This is a genomic window from Gordonia sp. McavH-238-E, from assembly GCF_022348225.1.
GTDB classification, from domain to species: domain Bacteria; phylum Actinomycetota; class Actinomycetes; order Mycobacteriales; family Mycobacteriaceae; genus Gordonia; species Gordonia terrae.
Genome location: NZ_JAKRFE010000002.1, coordinates 381,968 through 398,946 on the forward strand (window position 1 = coordinate 381,968; position 16,979 = coordinate 398,946).

17 protein-coding genes are annotated in these 16,979 nt (G+C 62.5%); 9 read left to right on the plus strand and 8 right to left on the minus strand.

What is annotated here, in order from left to right:
- The first annotated feature begins 17 nt into the window (after positions 1-17).
- The gene (locus MHN80_RS03885; RefSeq protein ID WP_239399647.1) at positions 18-278 is read left to right on the plus strand and encodes a helix-turn-helix domain-containing protein; all 261 of its coding nucleotides are present in this window, start codon (positions 18-20) and stop codon (positions 276-278) included.
- Between the two features lie 794 nt (positions 279-1,072).
- On the opposite strand, the gene MHN80_RS03890 is transcribed toward MHN80_RS03885, so the two are convergent.
- The 5 genes from MHN80_RS03890 to MHN80_RS03910 form a co-directional block, all read right to left on the minus strand.
- On the minus strand, positions 1,073-1,840 hold the full coding sequence (locus MHN80_RS03890; protein ID WP_239399648.1) for an SDR family NAD(P)-dependent oxidoreductase: 768 nt from the start codon (positions 1,838-1,840) through the stop codon (positions 1,073-1,075).
- 352 nt (positions 1,841-2,192) lie between these two features.
- Positions 2,193-2,639, minus strand: coding sequence for a tautomerase family protein (locus MHN80_RS03895; RefSeq protein WP_239399649.1), 447 nt, complete (start codon positions 2,637-2,639; stop codon positions 2,193-2,195).
- 68 nt (positions 2,640-2,707) lie between these two features.
- Entirely contained in the window at positions 2,708-4,720 is a 2,013-nt protein-coding gene (locus MHN80_RS03900; protein ID WP_239399651.1) for an acetoacetate--CoA ligase, read from the minus strand.
- Complete coding sequence (locus MHN80_RS03905; protein WP_275447357.1) at positions 4,717-5,673, minus strand: alpha/beta hydrolase; 957 nt, start codon at positions 5,671-5,673, stop codon at positions 4,717-4,719. Before MHN80_RS03905 ends, MHN80_RS03900 begins: the two co-directional genes overlap by 4 nt.
- Before the next feature lie 68 nt (positions 5,674-5,741).
- Positions 5,742-6,701: an AraC family transcriptional regulator gene (locus MHN80_RS03910; protein ID WP_239399655.1), complete on the minus strand. Its 960-nt coding sequence runs from the start codon at positions 6,699-6,701 to the stop codon at positions 5,742-5,744.
- 1,219 nt (positions 6,702-7,920) lie between these two features.
- Here MHN80_RS03910 and MHN80_RS03915 point away from each other — a divergent pair.
- The 7 genes from MHN80_RS03915 (at position 7,921) to MHN80_RS03945 (ending at position 12,801) form a co-directional block, all read left to right on the plus strand.
- Entirely contained in the window at positions 7,921-8,826 is a 906-nt protein-coding gene (locus tag MHN80_RS03915) for an MBL fold metallo-hydrolase (RefSeq protein WP_239399657.1), read from the plus strand.
- A 495-nt stretch (positions 8,827-9,321) separates the two neighbouring features.
- The gene (locus MHN80_RS03920; protein WP_239399659.1) at positions 9,322-9,825 is read left to right on the plus strand and encodes a hypothetical protein; all 504 of its coding nucleotides are present in this window, start codon (positions 9,322-9,324) and stop codon (positions 9,823-9,825) included.
- A gap of 56 nt (positions 9,826-9,881) precedes the next feature.
- Positions 9,882-10,391, plus strand: a complete 510-nt coding sequence (locus MHN80_RS03925) for a hypothetical protein (RefSeq protein ID WP_239399661.1) — start codon at positions 9,882-9,884, stop codon at positions 10,389-10,391.
- Entirely contained in the window at positions 10,388-10,921 is a 534-nt protein-coding gene (locus tag MHN80_RS03930) for a hypothetical protein (RefSeq protein ID WP_239399663.1), read from the plus strand. The genes MHN80_RS03925 and MHN80_RS03930 overlap by 4 nt, the downstream gene beginning before the upstream one ends.
- Positions 10,922-10,968: 47 nt before the next feature.
- Positions 10,969-11,604, plus strand: coding sequence for a hypothetical protein (locus MHN80_RS03935; RefSeq protein ID WP_239399665.1), 636 nt, complete (start codon positions 10,969-10,971; stop codon positions 11,602-11,604).
- Positions 11,604-12,245, plus strand: coding sequence for a hypothetical protein (locus MHN80_RS03940; RefSeq protein ID WP_239399667.1), 642 nt, complete (start codon positions 11,604-11,606; stop codon positions 12,243-12,245). The genes MHN80_RS03935 and MHN80_RS03940 overlap by 1 nt, the downstream gene beginning before the upstream one ends.
- A gap of 49 nt (positions 12,246-12,294) precedes the next feature.
- Positions 12,295-12,801 carry a hypothetical protein gene (locus MHN80_RS03945; protein ID WP_239399669.1) on the plus strand — a complete coding sequence of 169 codons (507 nt, stop codon included), beginning with the start codon at positions 12,295-12,297 and terminating at the stop codon, positions 12,799-12,801.
- A gap of 232 nt (positions 12,802-13,033) precedes the next feature.
- Here MHN80_RS03945 and MHN80_RS03950 read toward each other — a convergent pair whose 3' ends face one another.
- From MHN80_RS03950 to MHN80_RS03960, 3 genes are all read right to left on the minus strand, one after another.
- Entirely contained in the window at positions 13,034-13,780 is a 747-nt protein-coding gene (locus tag MHN80_RS03950) for an alpha/beta fold hydrolase (protein ID WP_239399671.1), read from the minus strand.
- Positions 13,781-13,859: 79 nt separating this feature from the next.
- A complete protein-coding gene (locus MHN80_RS03955) occupies positions 13,860-14,831 on the minus strand; it encodes an alpha/beta hydrolase family protein (RefSeq protein WP_033204095.1) in 972 nt (323 codons plus the stop codon).
- Positions 14,832-14,980: 149 nt separating this feature from the next.
- Positions 14,981-15,874, minus strand: a complete 894-nt coding sequence (locus MHN80_RS03960) for an SHOCT domain-containing protein (protein ID WP_239399673.1) — start codon at positions 15,872-15,874, stop codon at positions 14,981-14,983.
- Between the two features lie 224 nt (positions 15,875-16,098).
- Between MHN80_RS03960 and MHN80_RS03965 the strand changes: the two genes are divergently transcribed.
- Positions 16,099-16,974 carry a CDP-diacylglycerol diphosphatase gene (locus MHN80_RS03965; RefSeq protein WP_239399675.1) on the plus strand — a complete coding sequence of 292 codons (876 nt, stop codon included), beginning with the start codon at positions 16,099-16,101 and terminating at the stop codon, positions 16,972-16,974.
- The last annotated feature ends 5 nt before the right edge of the window (positions 16,975-16,979 follow it).

Here is a 16,979-nt window from a genome sequence, read left to right on the forward strand (position 1 = left end):
TCAAGCAGGCTGGTGGGGTGCGTCCTGTCACGAGCAACCCGCAGTTAGAGGCAGTCGTCGACCACGGTGTAGACCGATTGTCCTGGAAGGGTCGGTGCCGCATCGAGGATCTCGTCACCGCCCACTACCATCCGGCGCAGATCGCTCGGTTGATGGGCCGGGCACGCTCGACGATCAGCCGGGAGTTGGCCCGGGGAGTACCGATCGATCGGGCCAGCCGGTACCGGGCGTTGGTGGCGCAGAACCGGGCCGAGGCAGCTCGTCGCCGTCCTAAGTAACGCAAATTGGTGCCCGGGACCCGTCTTCACACTGAAGTCGCCGATCGACTCATAGTCCGGCACAGATCTCGGGATCGTTGTCGGTGGATTTCCCGACGACGCGGAGATGCAGGTGTCCCACGAAACGATCCATCAGGCGCTCCACGTCCAGGCCCGCCGCGGACTGAAGAAGGAAGTCCAGACCGCTTTGCGTACCGGACGTGTCCGTCGTAAACCGCAGGGACGCAGTACCTCTGACCGCGAGCGTTTCAAGAACATGGTGTCTATCAGTGAGCGGCGGGCCGAGGCTGATGATCGGGCGGTGCCCGGCCATTGGGAAGGTGACCTGATCATGGGGACCGGTAACGCACCGCAGCGACCGAGTTGCCCATCTATTTCGCCGATCCGCACAATCCCCTGGCAGCGAGGCAACCAGAACACCAACGGACTGCTGCCCCAATACTCCCCAAAGGCCCGACCTGTCGTTCCACGGGCCGGGCATTCTGGCCGACGTCGCCGCTGAACTCAACGCCCGGCCCCGTAAACGACACGGCGGGCGCAGCCCCGCCTACAAACTCGACGAACTACACCTGGATTGCAGATTGGTCGGTGCTGATCGGACCTCAACGAGCTGCCTTGGTTTCGGACCGCGGCTCGTTTGCATTTCATCAGCAGCCGGGCGCAGCCAGGTGCGATAATGCCGATGACGCCGAAATTTCCATCTGAATAGCAGTCAGCGCGGTGATCACCGCTCAACGGTGACCACCGCGCTGACGTAGTGCCAACACCTCAGTGTTCTGCGCGGGATGCGGCTTCTAGAAGAGGCTGGCGTGGAGGCCACCGTCGAGGACAAGGCCGGAACCGTTGCAGAACGATGCCTTGTCCGAGACGAAGAACATCACTGCCTCGGCGACCTCGTCGGCCGTACCGTAGCGGCCCTGCTTTTGACTTACAGCCCCGTCGAAGCTCCCCTCAGGGAGCCCTAGGGCACTCTCGAAGCGTTCGGCGTTGGTGCTGACCAGAGCGGTCTCGACGAACCCGGGGAGAACGACATTGACCCGAACGTTCTGGTCGCGGAGTTCCATCGCCGCGGTCTTCGTGAGGCTCACCACGGCGGCTTTGGCCGCCGAGTAAGCCCCTCCTAGGGGTGGGCTGGCAAGAGCCGTCACCGATCCGATGTTGACGATACTGCCGCCACCACTGGCAGTGATGGCCGGTGCCGCATAACGGATCGAGAGAAAGACCCCATCAAGATTGATCGACATCGCTGCGCGCCAGGTCGCCAGATCTTGCCCGGTCAACGGGGCAACGGTCATGATTCCCGCATTGGGAATCATGATATGTAGACCGCCATAGGTCGCCACCGCTGTTTCGATGAGCGACTTGACCTGGTCTTCGTCGCGAACGTCACAGGCCACGGCGGTGGCGTTGTTCAGTTGTTCGGCAGCGGCCTTGGCGGCTGCCTCATCAATGTCGGACAGGACGACGTTGGCGCCGGCCTCGCTGAGCTTGCGGGCGATCGCGAAGCCGATCCCTTTCGCGCCTCCAGTGACGATCGCGGTCTTGCCTGCGAGATGACTCATGAAACTTCCTTTTTCAGATGGTGAGTAGCGGCATTGCTGAAGCTGCTGTTCCCGACTGGCACGTTGGGTGGCGCCCACCGAGGCTGAGGAGATCGCCTCAAATTCGCTGCTGGAGTGACGCCCGACTGCGTTCTGTCGCAAGAGCGTTCTGTCGTAGCCAATTTCGCGATTCGGGAACCGCAGTCCGGTGTCCGCAGGCGTTACTGGCTCACCTTTCGGTCGTCCGGGGACGAACGGCGGACGCGGGTGCCTCCGCGAGGTTCCGCACAACCTTTCCCAGGTCTGGGCGAGACTGGGGAAGGTTGTGCGGAACGTCGTGGTAGGTCGATCGAGCCGGATGACGATGTGGTGATCAGAGGGGAGCTAGGGTCTCGAGATCGTATGGGATGGGCCGGTTTTCCTTGGCCCACAGCCTTTCGATGTCGGAGTCCGCGGGCGGAGGGATCAGACCCTGGGTATGCCACTGAGTCACCGGGGTGTCGTCGAAGTGAATTTCCCAGTCGAAGCCTCTGTCTTTCACGAATGGCGCTAGTGCATCCTCGAAGGCCTGCATGGCCGCGGGACGAACATCATCGTCCATGTTGCGAGCGATGTGATCGACCACGAACCGCACGAAATTGGTTGTGGCCTTTCCGCCTACGTACATCTCGTTGTCGGCCAGTTCCTGGAACCGGATGACGACATAAAACCTTGGCAAGCTCACGAATTGCACGTAGACGTCGGTGATCGCGGATGAGAACTGCTCTTTGTCTTGGTCCGTGTAGGCACCCTTGGGGGTGAAGATCTCCCAGTACGGCATGACTATCCTCCTGTTGTTCTGTGCGGGTATTTATTGTTCTGGTAATGCTGATACGTGCGAATAAATCTCTACTGGATCTGGCCAGGTCTCGAAGCTGCCCGGCTGAAAGCCGCGATGGCTTCGTAGTCTGTGACCGCTCCCGGAGAAACAACATCGGCCGGCTCGGCGCCGGCGAGGATTCTCTTGATCGGTGTCTCGAGCTTCTTGCCGGTCAATGTTCGAGGTACAGCGGGGACCGCTGCGACGAGGTCCGGCACATGCCTGGGCGACAATTCTTTGCGGATCAGCTTCTTGAGCGCATCTGCGGTCTCGACGCCCATCTCGTCACCGGATACGAGCTTCACGAAGAGCATCAGCTTCCCCGGACCGCCCGTATTGTCCTCGAGGTGCACGACGAGGCTGTCCTCAATGTCGGGCAGGTTCTCGATGAGGTTGTAGAATTCCGCCGTTCCGAGCCGGACGCCGCCCCGGTTCAACGTGGCGTCAGATCGCCCTTGGATGACAACGCTGCGTCGATCACTCATGGTGATCCAGTCTCCGTGCCGCCAGATTCCGGGATAGATGTCGAAGTATGCCGCGCGGTAGCGGGTCATACCCTTGTCGTTCCAGAACGCCACTGGCATCGATGGCATAGGTGAACGGATCACCAGCTCACCGACCTGGTCGAAGATTTCTTTTCCGTCGTCATCGAAAGCGGCGACATCGGCGCCCAGCGTCGGACCTGATATCTCACCTCGGTACACGGGGAGCCATGGATTCCCTGCGACGAAGTTCGAGCAGATATCTGTACCCCCGCTTTGAGAATTCACGTAGATCTGCGCAGGCAGCACTTCATAGAGCCAGTCGTAAAGCTCTGCAGGCAAGACAGCGCCGGTCACAGAGAGTGTCCGAAGCGCAGCGAGATCGAACTCGTCCCCTGGGCGCATGCCCTTCTCACGACACGCCCCAAGGAAGCCCGGGCTCGTACCGAAGAGGGTGACGCCGTCCTCGGCCACGGTTCGCCACGGTTCGTCGACCCCGGGATAGAGCGGGTTGCCGTCTGTCAGTACGATCCCGGCGCCCATCATCAGTGCACTGACCAGTGCGTTCCAGACAGTCCAACCGGTCGTGGTCATCGACATGGCCCGGTCGCCTGCGCGGGTGTCGAAATGAAAAGCGTGCAGTTTCAGGTGCTCAAGGGTGATTCCGCCGTGACTGTGCACCACTGCCTTCGGCAACCCGGTAGTACCCGAGGAAAACAAAGTCCACAACGGATGCCCGAAGGGGACGTGCTCGAACGACAGTAGTTCCTCCGGAGGCTGCGTGGATAAGAGGTCAGTCCAATCCTCGCTCGCAGCCACCTCGTGAATGCCGTAGGTCACCCCGATCACATTCCGAAGGGTTGGCAGAGACTCTCGGATCGTCCGCAGTTCGGCCGTCCTGTCGACTTCCTTCGCGCCATAGGTGTATCCAGCGACCGCGATGAGAAGCTTGGGCTGCAGTTGCGCAAGACGATCGATGACGCTGCGCGATCCAAACTCCGGAGGACAGCAGGCCCAGGCAGCGCCCAGCGATGCGGCGGCAAGCATGGAAATCACGGCTTCTGGGATATTCGGGAGATACCCGACCACGAAGTCGCCGCGGCCCACCCCACGAGCCTTGAAGGCCGATCGAGCTCGCCGCACCTGTTCACGGAGCTCACCGAAGGTCAGCTGCACCGGCTCGCGAGTTTGTGAACGCCCAATTATCGCTATGCGGTCCGGGTCCTCGATGGTTCCGAGTACACACTCGGCGTAGTTCAACCGAGCGGTGGGAAACCAGTTGGCACCCGGCATCTTCCGGCTGGAAAGCACAAGGTTTCCCGAGGCGCCGGGCACCTCGAAGTAGTCCCACAGCGACGCCCAGAAACCCTCGAGGTCATCGACCGACCACTTCCAGAGATCGTCATAGGACTCGAAGTGTTGACCTCTGTCGGCCAGCCAGCTGACGTATTTGCCGAGTCCGGTCGCCGCAAACTCGGCTCCACCGAGCGCGGCCCGCATCACGGGGCCGCGGACGCGTGTGCTGATGGCCGGTTCCGGACGGTCAGCGAACTCGTTCATCGCTGATCAGTTGGGCCGAGGAATTTCAGAAAGTGATCTCGGGCTGCTCCAGCGCATTTATCGAACTCCGGTCCGGTGTACGCGTCGAAATGGCCGCCTGGGCTGAAGACCAGCTCTTTTGGCTCTCGTGCGCGTTCGTAGGCCTCAAGTGCGAACTGGTGGGGAGCGACGCCGTCCTCGGTAGCAACGATCATCAACAGCGGAGTAGGCGAGATCTGGCTGATGTAGTGGCCGGGCTCGTATTCGGTTGCGAGTTCCAGGCTCCGCGCCGTGACTTCGTTCTTCCAATTCGGGGCGCGATCGGCTGCGGTGGTGGTGAACCACTCGTAAGCATCAGACGAGGCCATGAGGGCCTGGGCCGTGGGGTCCGGAGTTACGACCGCGAGCATATTGGGTTCTCCGCCGTTGAACCGGTGCAGCCGGTCGCCGGCGAACATCTCTCGTGTCGGCGGGACGAAGTCCGGTCGGATAAACCGGTTCAACGTACCCGATCCCGAGATGAAGGGGACCTGCGCGACGACCGCCTTCACCCTTTTGTCGATCGCGGCGACCATCAGTGCGTGGCCACCGGCGAAGCTACTCCCCCACAGCCCAATCCGTGTTTCGTCGACCTCAGCCCTGTTCGCGAGATACGTTATGGCATTGCGGATGTCGCGATATTGCAACACTGGGTCAGCTTCTTGTCGCGGCTGGCCATCACTGTCGCCGAAATTACGGTGGTCGTACGCCAGGACATTCAAACCGGCGTCAGAGAAAAGTTGGGCGTAATCGTCGAGGTGCATTTCCTTGACGGCTGTGACACCGTGGGTCAGGACGACCGCGGGTGCGGGCGACTCTGTTCCCTCTGCGTGGTAGAACCAGCCCCGGAGGGTAACGTCACCCTCGCCCTGGAATTCGATGTCTTCGCGAGTCATCTCCACTTCACTTCCTGTTGTGTTGTGCGACTTACACAAACCTAGAAGTTGTGAGGCAGCTCTCGTAGAACTGGAACGCCTGGCGGTGGAACCGGCGCGCCACGGTCTCAGACGATGCCGTGCGCCGCTCGATAGTCGCCCGGCGACATGGAGAATTCACGTCGGAACTCCCGGCCAAGATGGCTGGCATCACAGAAGCCCCAGCGGTGCGCGATGGTGGCGATCGAGGAGTCGGTGTGCACCAGATCATTGCGCGCCGCTGCCAGGCGGTGAGCACGGACGACCGAACCCATAGTGTCACCCGTTGTGGCGAAGGCCCGGTGGACCGTTCGAGGCGCAACACTGTGCGCGAGCGCAACGTCGCCCACCCGGATGGGGCCGTCACCGAGATGGGCCACTATCCAGTCTTCGAGCGACCCGCGTAAGAACGGGAGGAAGTCCGTCTCGCCGGCATCTGGTGCATGTCCGGAGCGGATCATTCCTGCCAGCAACACCAGGAGAGCGTTGCGGGAACTCTCGACGTCGGCGGGGGTCATCTGGCGCAGTCGAGAACCGATCCCATCGAGAAACTCGGCTGTCAGCTGCGCCAGAGGGTTGGCGGCGATGTCAATAGACAGGAAGTTCGGAATCCCGCGTCCTGTGTCATACCCCGCAAACGCAGCCGACGGCACACGGACGGTGCGCTTGCGGGTCTTCTCGGGAACAACGATCCTGACGGGGGTTCGAGAACTCATCAGAAGTAGCGAGCCTGGTCGCAACAGCGCAGTGTCATCAGGTGTCTCGACGAACTGCGTGCCGGCGGTCGCAGTAAGGACAAGGAGGGACTCCGCCTCCCTACCGACAACCGCGCTTCGGCGGGTGCCCTCCAGCGAGGTGCCCGACGTCCAGTCCGTGATCAGTACGTCGCCGACGTCGCGGCCCACGAACGATCCGTGGCCGCGATGGTCGTGACAGCCACTCAGATCTAGATCGGCCAGTCGTTCCTGCAATGCGCGTCGCCACAGAAAATCACCCTCTTCCGGCGAGAACCCGGGAAGTGAGTTGGAGATCGTTTGGGTGTGTGTCACGAGGCCGCTCCGCTGCTGTCTTGTTTGAGACTACATAGTGGTGTCGTCGGACGACACCGCCATAGAAATAGGTACGGTCGAGTTCGGCGCTTCCGAACGCAGTGCCTGGGGCGGCGATCTGTCGCTCGGTGTCCACCGAGTCGAGAACGGCAGACGGGTCGGGGGTACAGCCGGAACGCCAGCAGTGGGCCTAGTCGCACCGCATCGCGGTGTCAGAACCTCCTCCCCGGAAGACGCGTCCTCTGCTGGCCGACGATGTCTCCAGTACGTCGGTCCCAGGACCGGGGTTTGAACCATCCGATATGCGAATGTTCGCCAGGAGTGCTTCGACGCTGAGGGCGCCACGCCCTCAAGGCGGACACTGTCGTGACGCCCAACGTCCGTGGAGACGCGAGGACACCAGACGCACCCTGGGCGCGGGCTCATCGGACGATCACTTGCCCGCTCATTGATCCCCGCAAGGCCCATGAACTCGTCGCGATGCGTCGGTAGTGGTTCCGGCCGGGTACCGCAGTTGCACCACCGGCCACCACGCCGACCAGAAGACGCCCCCGGCCTTCGGCTCCGCATCGTCGGCCTAGGACGTAGATCCCCACCATAGGATCATGGTACCCCAACGCGCCGTACATTTGGTCGGTAATTAACGGCGCGTGATGGAGTCTGCCTGACCACGGTTTTTTCGGCAGCATCAACTCCGACGAGCGTTGTTATCCCCCTAACGAACCGCCAGAACTGCACCGATAGGCCTTCTGGGGCACAGCCCTCTTGTTTCATCGAGAACCCTATTGATCTACCTTGCGCCCCGGTATGTGCTCGACGCACGAGTAGCCAAAGATTTGAAACAGTCCGATTGGTCGGTTATCAGATGGACATCACGAGGCCGAGATGAACGACTTGCAACAACATCCATCCACCTAGGACAGCCGCTCCCGATCCCCGAAGGATCAGTTGCACCCGATCTCGTTCGACCTTGCAAGGGATACCTACGAGGACGTGCGGCAACGTCGTTGAGACGCCTCCCCGCGCACCGCAAACCCTCGCAACCCACGACACGGCTCCGTGCGTCTCGCGCGGGGGCACAGGGTTCCTCAGTGACCTGCTCGTTCCATCGCCAGGCACGCTGGTTCTAGAGCTGGAGTTTTACGAGGTCCAGAGTCGTGTGTAGTGACGGCCGTTACAGCAAGCCGTGACTGACCACTCACAGCACCTGGAGGTTCACATGACAACCGACGCTCGCTCGACCACCGTTCCGATCCGGGCCACTGTCTTCACCGGACGGTGGCCGGATATCCCGGTCGAGGACTATCCAGGCGTCCCCTCCGGCAAGTTTTCGCCGACCACAGCGACGCTGATCAGTGGAGCCACCGAAGTGGTTCTGATCGACGCGCTGTACCTCAAGGAGGATGTTCGGGACCTCGGCGACCTGATCGAGCGGACGGGTAAGAAGCTAACGACGATCTACATCACTCATGACCATGCTGATCACTATCTGGGTTTCGGGCCGCTCCTGGAACGGTTCCCAGGCGCGAAATGCGTGGCTTTGCCGCACGTGGTGGAGTCCATGAAGCGGACCATGGAGTTTCAAACCGACCAGTGGCGCATGCTCTTCGGCGACACCTGCGTAGCCTCGGGCCCGATTCCGGATGTACTGGAAGGCGACACTATCTATGTGGACGGCTCGCCCGTACACATCATCGAGGTGAAGCAGGCTGACATCCACCCTACGAGCATCGTTCACGTACCCGACATCGATCTGGTCGTTGCCGGCGATTCTATCTACAACGAGATCCACCAGATGCTCGGCCTGTCGACGCCTGAGGAATGGCAAGACTGGCTGAAGACCGTCGATGTCGTCGAGAACCTCCGCCCGCGCATGATTGTCGCCGGGCACAGGCGGCCCGACGGTGACGACTACGCGGTAGACACCATGATCGCTCAGACCCGCGCTTACATCCGGGACTTCACATCCGCCTACGAGTCGGCCAAGGATGTAGATGACCTTGTGTCGATCATGTCGGCGAAGTACCCGAACTACGGGAACATGTGGACTCTGCAGTTCTCTGCCATGAACGCCATAGCGCACCGGGACGGTAACTCGACGATCCGCACGGCGCCGCAGTCATAGCCAACTCATCGCTGCCGAGACCACCAAGGACCTGAGGGACGACGCATTCAGAGCGTGTTCTGGTCTATGGCGAGGGCCGACTGTCGGTCTCGAGAGACCTCTGCCCGCCGTCAGACGAGCTCAGGGCGGTGGGCAGAGGGCCTCACCTCCGTAAGCGATCGACCCGGCCTCGAGACGCAACGGTGACACGTTCGATTCGGGGCAGTTCCGGTTGCCGGTGGTCGACCGCCCTACGAGACGGGTCTCGATCCTCGGCGAGGAGGTATCCGCTGTTCTGACTGGTGAGGGTACTGCCGAGTATGTTCCGCCAAGTCAAGGGTCGATGTGGACTTCGACCTCACGTTGCTGGCGTCACCGATGTGAGCGGCGGGCTCCGAACCGACAACGCCGACCCTGCACACAGCTCCGGCTCGGTGAGCGGAACCACACCCTCTAAAACGTTTCAAGTCGCCGAAGCACAGTCCAGATCATTGATCGCGTTCGAAGAGGAGTATTGTGGATCTCCACGAAACTGGTTGTACCAAAGACGTCGGGTACCCCATTGAGCTATACGACGGGAACGACACCCGCATCACCGCGAACAAGGTCGCTGCCCTCCTTGCACACAACTGCTCAGACGCTGGCCGTGGCCGCCTAGGCCACGGTTTCACCCGACCTGTTGCGCTGTTCGATCCAAAGCACAACGACAGCGCTACGATCGCTTTTCGCGACGCCGGCGCCACCGTGTACAACGGAATTGCCGGGCGCCCGGTCGTAGTGCTGGAATGTGCACTCGGCGAGCTGGCCCCAATCAAAGTCCGGCGATTCAGCGTGCCCGCGACACTGCTACTCGGACGCGCCGGAACGGCCATGCTGCGATCCTTGGCCGGTCGACGTGTGCGTCTTCGCGACGCGGCGCTTCATCCCCTGGTCGTCGTCCGGTTCCTCACGATCCTGTCACCTCCGGCAGACGAGGCCGTACCGCACGTCACCAGGCCGAATTCCGCGGTCAGCGCATGATGAGCGTTCCCACATCGTCAGCTTCGCGACAAAAGATTCTTCAAGTCGTCCTGATCGTGACAGTGGCGATCTTCGCGGCTGTGTACCTGGCCCCTCGGATCTACGACCTGGTGGCCACACCATACCGACTGGATCAAACCATCGTGTCCGCCGACAACTACAACCCAGCCCTCGACACGATCATCGCCCACGAGAGGGTCACGATCCGGGCATTCGACTCCCTCTCCCAGATGAAACGAGCCATCGCGAACGTCATAGACACAGACGCTCGCGTACACGACGAGCTGACCTTGCTCTCGGATCAGATTAGCGACGACATCAGAGTCACCCTCTCACGCGCTAACGTCAGCTTGAGCATGCTCATCGGTGAACTCGACAGTCTTACCGGACGTATCGACTCACTATCGGTGACCCTCGACGGCACCTCAGACAGCCTGGGCCACAACCGGTCTCGACTCGCTGCGATCCTCGATGACACCCGAGAAACAGCAGCGAAGATCCACGACACCCGTATGTCGGCCGATGCTGCAGCCGTCGACTTGTCCGGTCGAGGAGGAGCCCCATGACGTTCTTCGGTAGGCGGGGCGGACCCATGCGGATGGTCCTGGCATTTATAGCAGTAATCATGCTGGCAGTACTGTGCTTCGTCATCGTCAATCTCAATACGCGTCTGGACAAGCAGCACCAGGCCAACCTGGAGAGCATTCACCGCTCCGAACAGATAGTCACAGTGAATGACGAACTCACCCAGCAGTTGCAGAGCCTCACGTCTCTCACCGCTGACGCCCAGAGTGCGCTCGACGCCACCGCAGGGCTGGGCCCGGTGCTGGCGCGCCTGGGCGAAGCCATCAAACCCGTGGCCCGCCTCCTGACGTCGAACACGGCCGGCGCCCAACTGACCAACGATCAGCTCAACGCAATCAGGATCATCCTCATCGAGGTGCAGACCAAAGTCGAGGCGCTCAAGATTTCAGCCAAGGCGTTCGGCAATCAGAGCACCCAGCTGCTTGATCTCGTGTCAGGTCTGGTCACAGATCTTGAGAGTTCGGTGTCCTCAGCTCAGACCATCAACCAGATGCTGCCGCTCCCTGGATGATCTCGCATCCCATCCGTCCCACCTCATCGCACTTCGAAAGGTCTCCGTTGTCCACAATCAGAGTCGGTCACGGCCGCCCGTGGGGCGAGCAAGTCCGCACCGACCTCCCAGACGACGAGTTTCCGACTTCAACTCGCTTCGCCGTCGCGACCGAGTGGGCGGGCAAAGTGGCGGCTGTCTTGGCTGCACTGTTGTTGCTACTCGTGCTCATGGCGATCCACAAAGGGTTATTGGTCCAATACACCGCCAAGTCCATCGTCACTGACTTTCGCACCACCAATCAGCATTTCGAGGACCGTGCAGACTTCTCTGCCACCGCCGGCGCCCGGCAGCGGCTTGAGGATCTTCGTGCCGTTCTCGATGACCTGAACGCGGCCGCCGCCCGCGACGTGCAGCAACTCACTGACCTCCTACCCGACGCGCAGGCCCTGCTCGCCGCCGGACAGACAGATTCCCAGATCGCCCAGCAGCTACGTGCAGTTACCGGCTCCTTGCAAACCGCAGCCGGTGCGATCAACCAGATCGCGGTGACCGCGGACACCACCGTCGACCAAATTTCAACGAAGCTCAACGAAGCTCTACGCCTGGTCCGCCAGCTCAACGCCGAACTCACACGCACCACCGTCAAACTGGCACCCATCCCAGCCCAAGACGACTTAATCCCCGCGCCAGGAGAAAAGTGATGACGAGCACCCGGAACTGGATCGGCATCGTCGCCATCCTCGGACTGATACCAGCACTCGTGCTGTGTCTGATCAACGGATTCATCCCGCGATGGCCTGATCTCAGCGATCCCCTCGGACGCCCTTCATCACTGAGCAATGAGCTGATCGTCTCTGCCGACGAGCTCGATCAGCTCACGGCCGAAATGGCACCCAAGCACGGCACTCTCGCCATCACAATCCAAGACATCGGGCCGCTGGCCGACAGCCTCACTGAACTCACCGATCTCGCCGCCAAACTGCCCGACAGCGCGAAATCGGTCAACATTTACACCACCGATGTAGCAGGCACCGCCCGACCACTACCCGACATAATCACCTCCGTCGTCGGAAACTCCACACAAGCCTCCACCACGGTGGGGAACATGACCACAGCACTTGAACGAGTCGGAACCCAACTCGACAACGTCGATACCGGAATGGCACGCGTACAAACGACTTTGAAGACGTTAGGACCACGCGCCTCCACCATCTCGGCAACACTGAAGTCGATTGAAGAAGAAGCCGCTCGGGTCGCTGCACTCGGACCACTACTTGCTGTGCTTGGGCCGGCGGTCAACGGCCCCAAACGACCCGCGCACAACCCCAGCGGAGCATACTGACATGTACAGAGTTTCATGGGCCATCACAGCGGCGATAACTGTCGCCGCGATGGTCGGACTGCTCATCCTCAGCAGAGACCTCTCCATCACCAGCGAAACATTCAAAGACGGTGTTGCCCAAGCGGAGACAGTCAACGGGACCACCGATGAGGCACTAGCCGGGGCCGACCAACTCGATCCGGCAAACACCGCGACCCGAGCGGGCATGCCAGAGATCACCGGCATCGTGGCTTCACTCTCCCAGGCCAACACATCGCTGTCTGAACTGGGTACCAAACTGCAGCAATTAGGCGACGCCCTCACCGGTGCCAACACGTCCTTGGAAGGCGTGATCTCCAGTGGAAACTCAGCTGTCGACAACGCTTTCCGCGCCAGCACCTCCGTAGCGTCCATCTCCGACCGGCTCGAAGGCATCAATACACGAGCAACCGAGATCGCAGCCGAGCTGGACAACACCCGCGCGCTGTCTCACACCATTGACACCAAACTGCGGATTGCACTTCTGCTCCCAACAATAGGACCTCCGGTTACGCCCAGAATCCCCGGACCGCGCTAGGACCGTCGTCGGTAGGCGCTCACCGGCTGCCATGCGGATCTCTCCCACATGCCGCCTGACCGATCAACACGACGTCCTGCCACGGCTCGAAGTTCAACCGTCCGACCGTCTGCAGGTGGTACGTCGACTACACCCGCCGGTCCGAAACGGAAAGCTGACCGTCATGTGATTGCCACAGTGTGCCGGAGCTGCCTTTGGTCCCGAGGTCGCCCGGCGGCCTCCCATAGTCGCGTCAGTGCCCCAGAAATCCGTCGACCTGGCTGACGAACTCCGCCGCCCGGTCACGGTGGACACTGTGCCCCGCCTCGATGGTCACGAACCGTGAGTCGGGCAGGGTGTCACTGAGGGTCCGCAGATGGTGCGGGGGCAAGAAGCTCTTCTCGCCACCGGAGATGACCAGTGACGCGGCCTGCACGTCCGGCAGCTCCGACCACCAGTGCGGTGCACAGACGTCGAACTCGGCGACGATCTGGTCGCCCATCCGGCCGTCGAACCGGATGACCGGAAAGGGGTTGCGCACCAGCGCGATCAGCCCACGGATCTGTTCACCCAGGGTGGCGCGCATGGCGATGCCCTCGGAGAGGTCGGCCTCGTCGCGGGGCATCGGCGGGACCTCCTCGAGGACCAGACGCCGAATCCGGGACGGCTCGAGCATCGCGAACCGCAATGCGGTGTGGGCGCCGAGCGAGTGGCCGACCACGTCGGCGACCGCGACGCCGAGGGTGTCGAGGACGTAGGCCAGATCGTCGCGGAAGTCGTCGAGCCGGTGTACATCTCGAGCTCGGCCGCTGCGTCCGTGCCCACGGAGGTCCACACTGATCACCGCCCGCCCCCGGGCGCGGAGTGCGGCCGCGAGTGGACGCCAGGTCGAATGATCCGACGCCATTCCGTGCACGAGGACGACGGGCACCCCACGATCGGTCTCGCCCGCCACCCGGACCGCGAGATCGGGGTCGCCGGCTCGGCGCAGAACACGCATGACAGTCAGCTTACGAGCGCCGGGAATGCGGTGGCCGGCACAGTCCACACGACGGTTCGCGCTCCTGTCCGTTCGCTTCTCACCGGTCGCGGAACCAGCCGCTCTTCTTGGCGCGCCACACCATGTCCTCCCAGTACCCCCAGGTGTGGGTGCCCACCGACGGGAAGTCCGTCGTGATCGGGATCCCCTGCAGCGCGGCCGCGACCTCGAACGACCGGGTCTGTGCCAGCGACACGACCTCCAGCGGCGTGCCCTTCACCGAGGCGACGGCGTCGGCATTGTGCGGACCCCACGTCGCCGATCCCGAACCGATGCGGATCTTCATCCCGCGCATGCGGGGCAGCTGGACGAGTGCATCGTTACGCGTCCAGCGGTCGCTCCACGGCGGACCCCACATCGCGTCGGCGCTGAACGGGCCCACGCCCGCGCCGATTCCGGCGTCGATCAGTGCGAGCCGGACGGCCTCGCGCATGGTCGGTGCGGACAGGTTCAGGTAGCCGGACATCGAGAAGACATGCGAGACACGCTGACGGTGGTACGCGCCGTAGACCATCGCGGCGTTGCCGCCCATGGAGATACCCATGAGTGCGTACTTGCCCAGCGGGCCGACGGCGAGACCGCGTGCGTCGAGTTCGCGCACGATCGTGTCCAGCCGACACGTCCACCGGTAGCGGTAGCCGATCTTGTTGGCCGGGCTCGCCGCTTCCCAATCGGTGTAGAAACTCGCGAGACCCCCGACGGGCTGGACCACGTTGACACCGGAGTCGGCGATGCGCTGGACACGCGTGTCCCGACGCCACCCGCTGATGTCACTCGTCGCGCGGAGGCCGTCGAGCGCGATGACGGTCTTGTAGTTGCCCCAGCGGGTCCACGTGTCCACCGGGGTGCTCGGCATACCGCAACCGGACACGGAGAACCTGCCGTATGTCGCAGCGGCGGACGCATTGCCCGAACCGATGGTGACGACGCCGACCACGGCGAGGAGCGTGAGAGCGAGAGCAAGCACTCGTCGTCTGCGCGCGAGACGACGAGGCCGGAGTGAGAACTGCACCGACGAACAGTAATTCGACGGCGGACAGCGATGCCACACCTGTGACCACAGGGCATCGACATCGATACCGACCGGTGATCACAGTGACTATAGTGACCGAAGTTGCTGATGTGACAGCTGATGCAGCATCACCACATCGATTCGCGACTTCACAGGTCGTCGACGATGCGCTGACGCGCCCGCGCGTATTCCCCCTCCGAGATCGTCCTGGTCCGACGCAGATCATCGAGGGCGGCGAGACGCTCGGCCGGCGATCGGCCGGTGTCCGCCGTCCGACCCGAGCCATCGCCGGACTTCTCGAACGACGGTGAGTCGCCCCGGGACGGCCCGGTCGCGTCGGCCCGGACGCCGGCCCAGCCGCGGACGACATCCATCACCTCCGCGCGCGCCTCGGGATTCGAACGCAGATCGATCACTCCGCTGCCGGCCACCCCGTGCCGTCCGAGGATCTGCAGGATCTCCCCCAGCGGTTCCGCCTGGCCGGTGAGATCGTAAGTCCGCCCGTCTTCCTCGGAGGTAAACCGCGCGGGCACCGAACCGGCGAGCAATGCCGTTGCCTGCCAGTCGATCTCGAAGTCCTGGGTCTCGGGGTCGACCATCACCGCCAGGCGTCGGGCCGAGAGCAGCGGTTGCTGGTAGTACGGCACGACCTTACGGGTCGAGACCTCGAAGGTCGCCAGCCCGGCGGCTCGTATCCGGAGACCCAGCTTCATCATCGGCTGGTCGTTGATCTCCACGCCCGTCTGACCGATCGAGGTGATCTCGGCGACGCCCATCACCCCGGCCGCGCGCAGGCGTTCCAGCTTGGCGCCGCCCCGGTAGTTGAACCACGCAATTCCCACGCCGAGAAGGACATCGAGAACCGTGACGCCGATCCCGGTCCACAGCATCCACTCGGTGTCGGGCGCGTCGATCACGAAGTAGGCGACGAGGAAGATCGGCCCGACGATCCCGCACAGCATCACGAACGCGAAAGTGCCCACCGCACTCCACACATGGGCAGGAACACGAGGCCCGGTCCCCGACTCTCCGAACATGGTCATGCGCGAACTCTAATCGCGGACACCACGAGGGGGAAGCCGGACGGCCGCCGGGTATCGCCTTGGAACGACACGCACCCGCGCGCGATGTGACGGGTGCCGGAATCGCAGCCCCTTAGCCGAGCAAACCATGCCTGATCTGCGAGTTCGCGCCACGGACCAGAGGTTCGGTGGCACACTCGGCGACTAGATGAGCACGCTGTGGGCTCACCACCGAGAGGTTCCCCATGGACGACACCCGTTCGCATCGGTTCACCCGGCTCCTCCCGACGATGGCCGTCACCGCCGCCATCGTCGCGAGCACCGCCTTGAGTGGAGGCGGGGTCGCCTCGGCCGCACCACCGACGCCGACCCAGAAGCTCTGCGGCCAGAGCACCGACAACCCGAAGACCGACGACCGGCTGTGGCTCTGGGGGAAGGTGAAGGGCACGACGCCGAAGAAGCCCGGCGACAACCGCGAAGTCGTCCAACCCGCGGCACAGGTCCAACCGAACAAGAAGAAGCCGAAGTTCTACGCGGTTCGTCGCGGCGGGGACAGCCAGGGAGTCAACGACGACTTCTTGGTCGTGCCCACCAACCGCATACGGGGCATCGAATGTCCCTACCTGTGGGACGGCTCGCAGTTGAATCTGTGGAGCGCCGCGTGGTGGCAGGGCGGCATGCTCGTCGCCAAAGATCCTGCCAAACCCCTTGCCATCGGGGTGAACTCGGTCCAAAAACGGGGCCAAGACCAACTGCACATCCATATGGCCCAGGTGCACCCCGACACCCTGCGCGACCTCAAGGCCATGTCGCACCCCGAGACCAGCCTGTACGGCTGGACGAAGACCGACGTCAAGCTGCACATCGACCCGAAAAAGACGGCAGGGGACGTCGAGCGGCACTTTCATGTCGTGAAGTACACCGGTGCGCTCCCCGATCTGTTCAAGGTCCTGCGCAGTCAGCTGACGGCCGGGCAGGACATCGGGACGTACTCGATCGGCGTCGTCGATGCCGGCCAGCCCAACACCTACTTCGTGCTGGCCAGCGCTCCGACTCTCGGCGGAGGCAAAGACACGGGTACCGGGTCGATGGACCAGATCTACGCCTGGGTCCACAAGTAGGAGCC

Excerpts from the sequence above, each read along its gene's own strand:
- MHN80_RS03890 (WP_239399648.1), bottom strand. The coding sequence starts at position 1,840 with ATGAGTCATCTCGCAGGCAAGACCGCGATCGTCACTGGAGGCGCGAAA.
- MHN80_RS03895 (WP_239399649.1), bottom strand. The coding sequence starts at position 2,639 with ATGCCGTACTGGGAGATCTTCACCCCCAAGGGTGCCTACACGGACCAA.
- MHN80_RS03900 (WP_239399651.1), bottom strand. The coding sequence starts at position 4,720 with ATGAACGAGTTCGCTGACCGTCCGGAACCGGCCATCAGCACACGCGTC.
- MHN80_RS03915 (WP_239399657.1), top strand. The coding sequence starts at position 7,921 with ATGACAACCGACGCTCGCTCGACCACCGTTCCGATCCGGGCCACTGTC.
- MHN80_RS03930 (WP_239399663.1), top strand. The coding sequence starts at position 10,388 with ATGACGTTCTTCGGTAGGCGGGGCGGACCCATGCGGATGGTCCTGGCA.
- MHN80_RS03940 (WP_239399667.1), top strand. The coding sequence starts at position 11,604 with ATGACGAGCACCCGGAACTGGATCGGCATCGTCGCCATCCTCGGACTG.
- MHN80_RS03945 (WP_239399669.1), top strand. The coding sequence starts at position 12,295 with ATGGTCGGACTGCTCATCCTCAGCAGAGACCTCTCCATCACCAGCGAA.
- MHN80_RS03950 (WP_239399671.1), bottom strand. The coding sequence starts at position 13,780 with ATGCGTGTTCTGCGCCGAGCCGGCGACCCCGATCTCGCGGTCCGGGTG.
- MHN80_RS03960 (WP_239399673.1), bottom strand. The coding sequence starts at position 15,874 with ATGACCATGTTCGGAGAGTCGGGGACCGGGCCTCGTGTTCCTGCCCAT.
- MHN80_RS03965 (WP_239399675.1), top strand. The coding sequence starts at position 16,099 with ATGGACGACACCCGTTCGCATCGGTTCACCCGGCTCCTCCCGACGATG.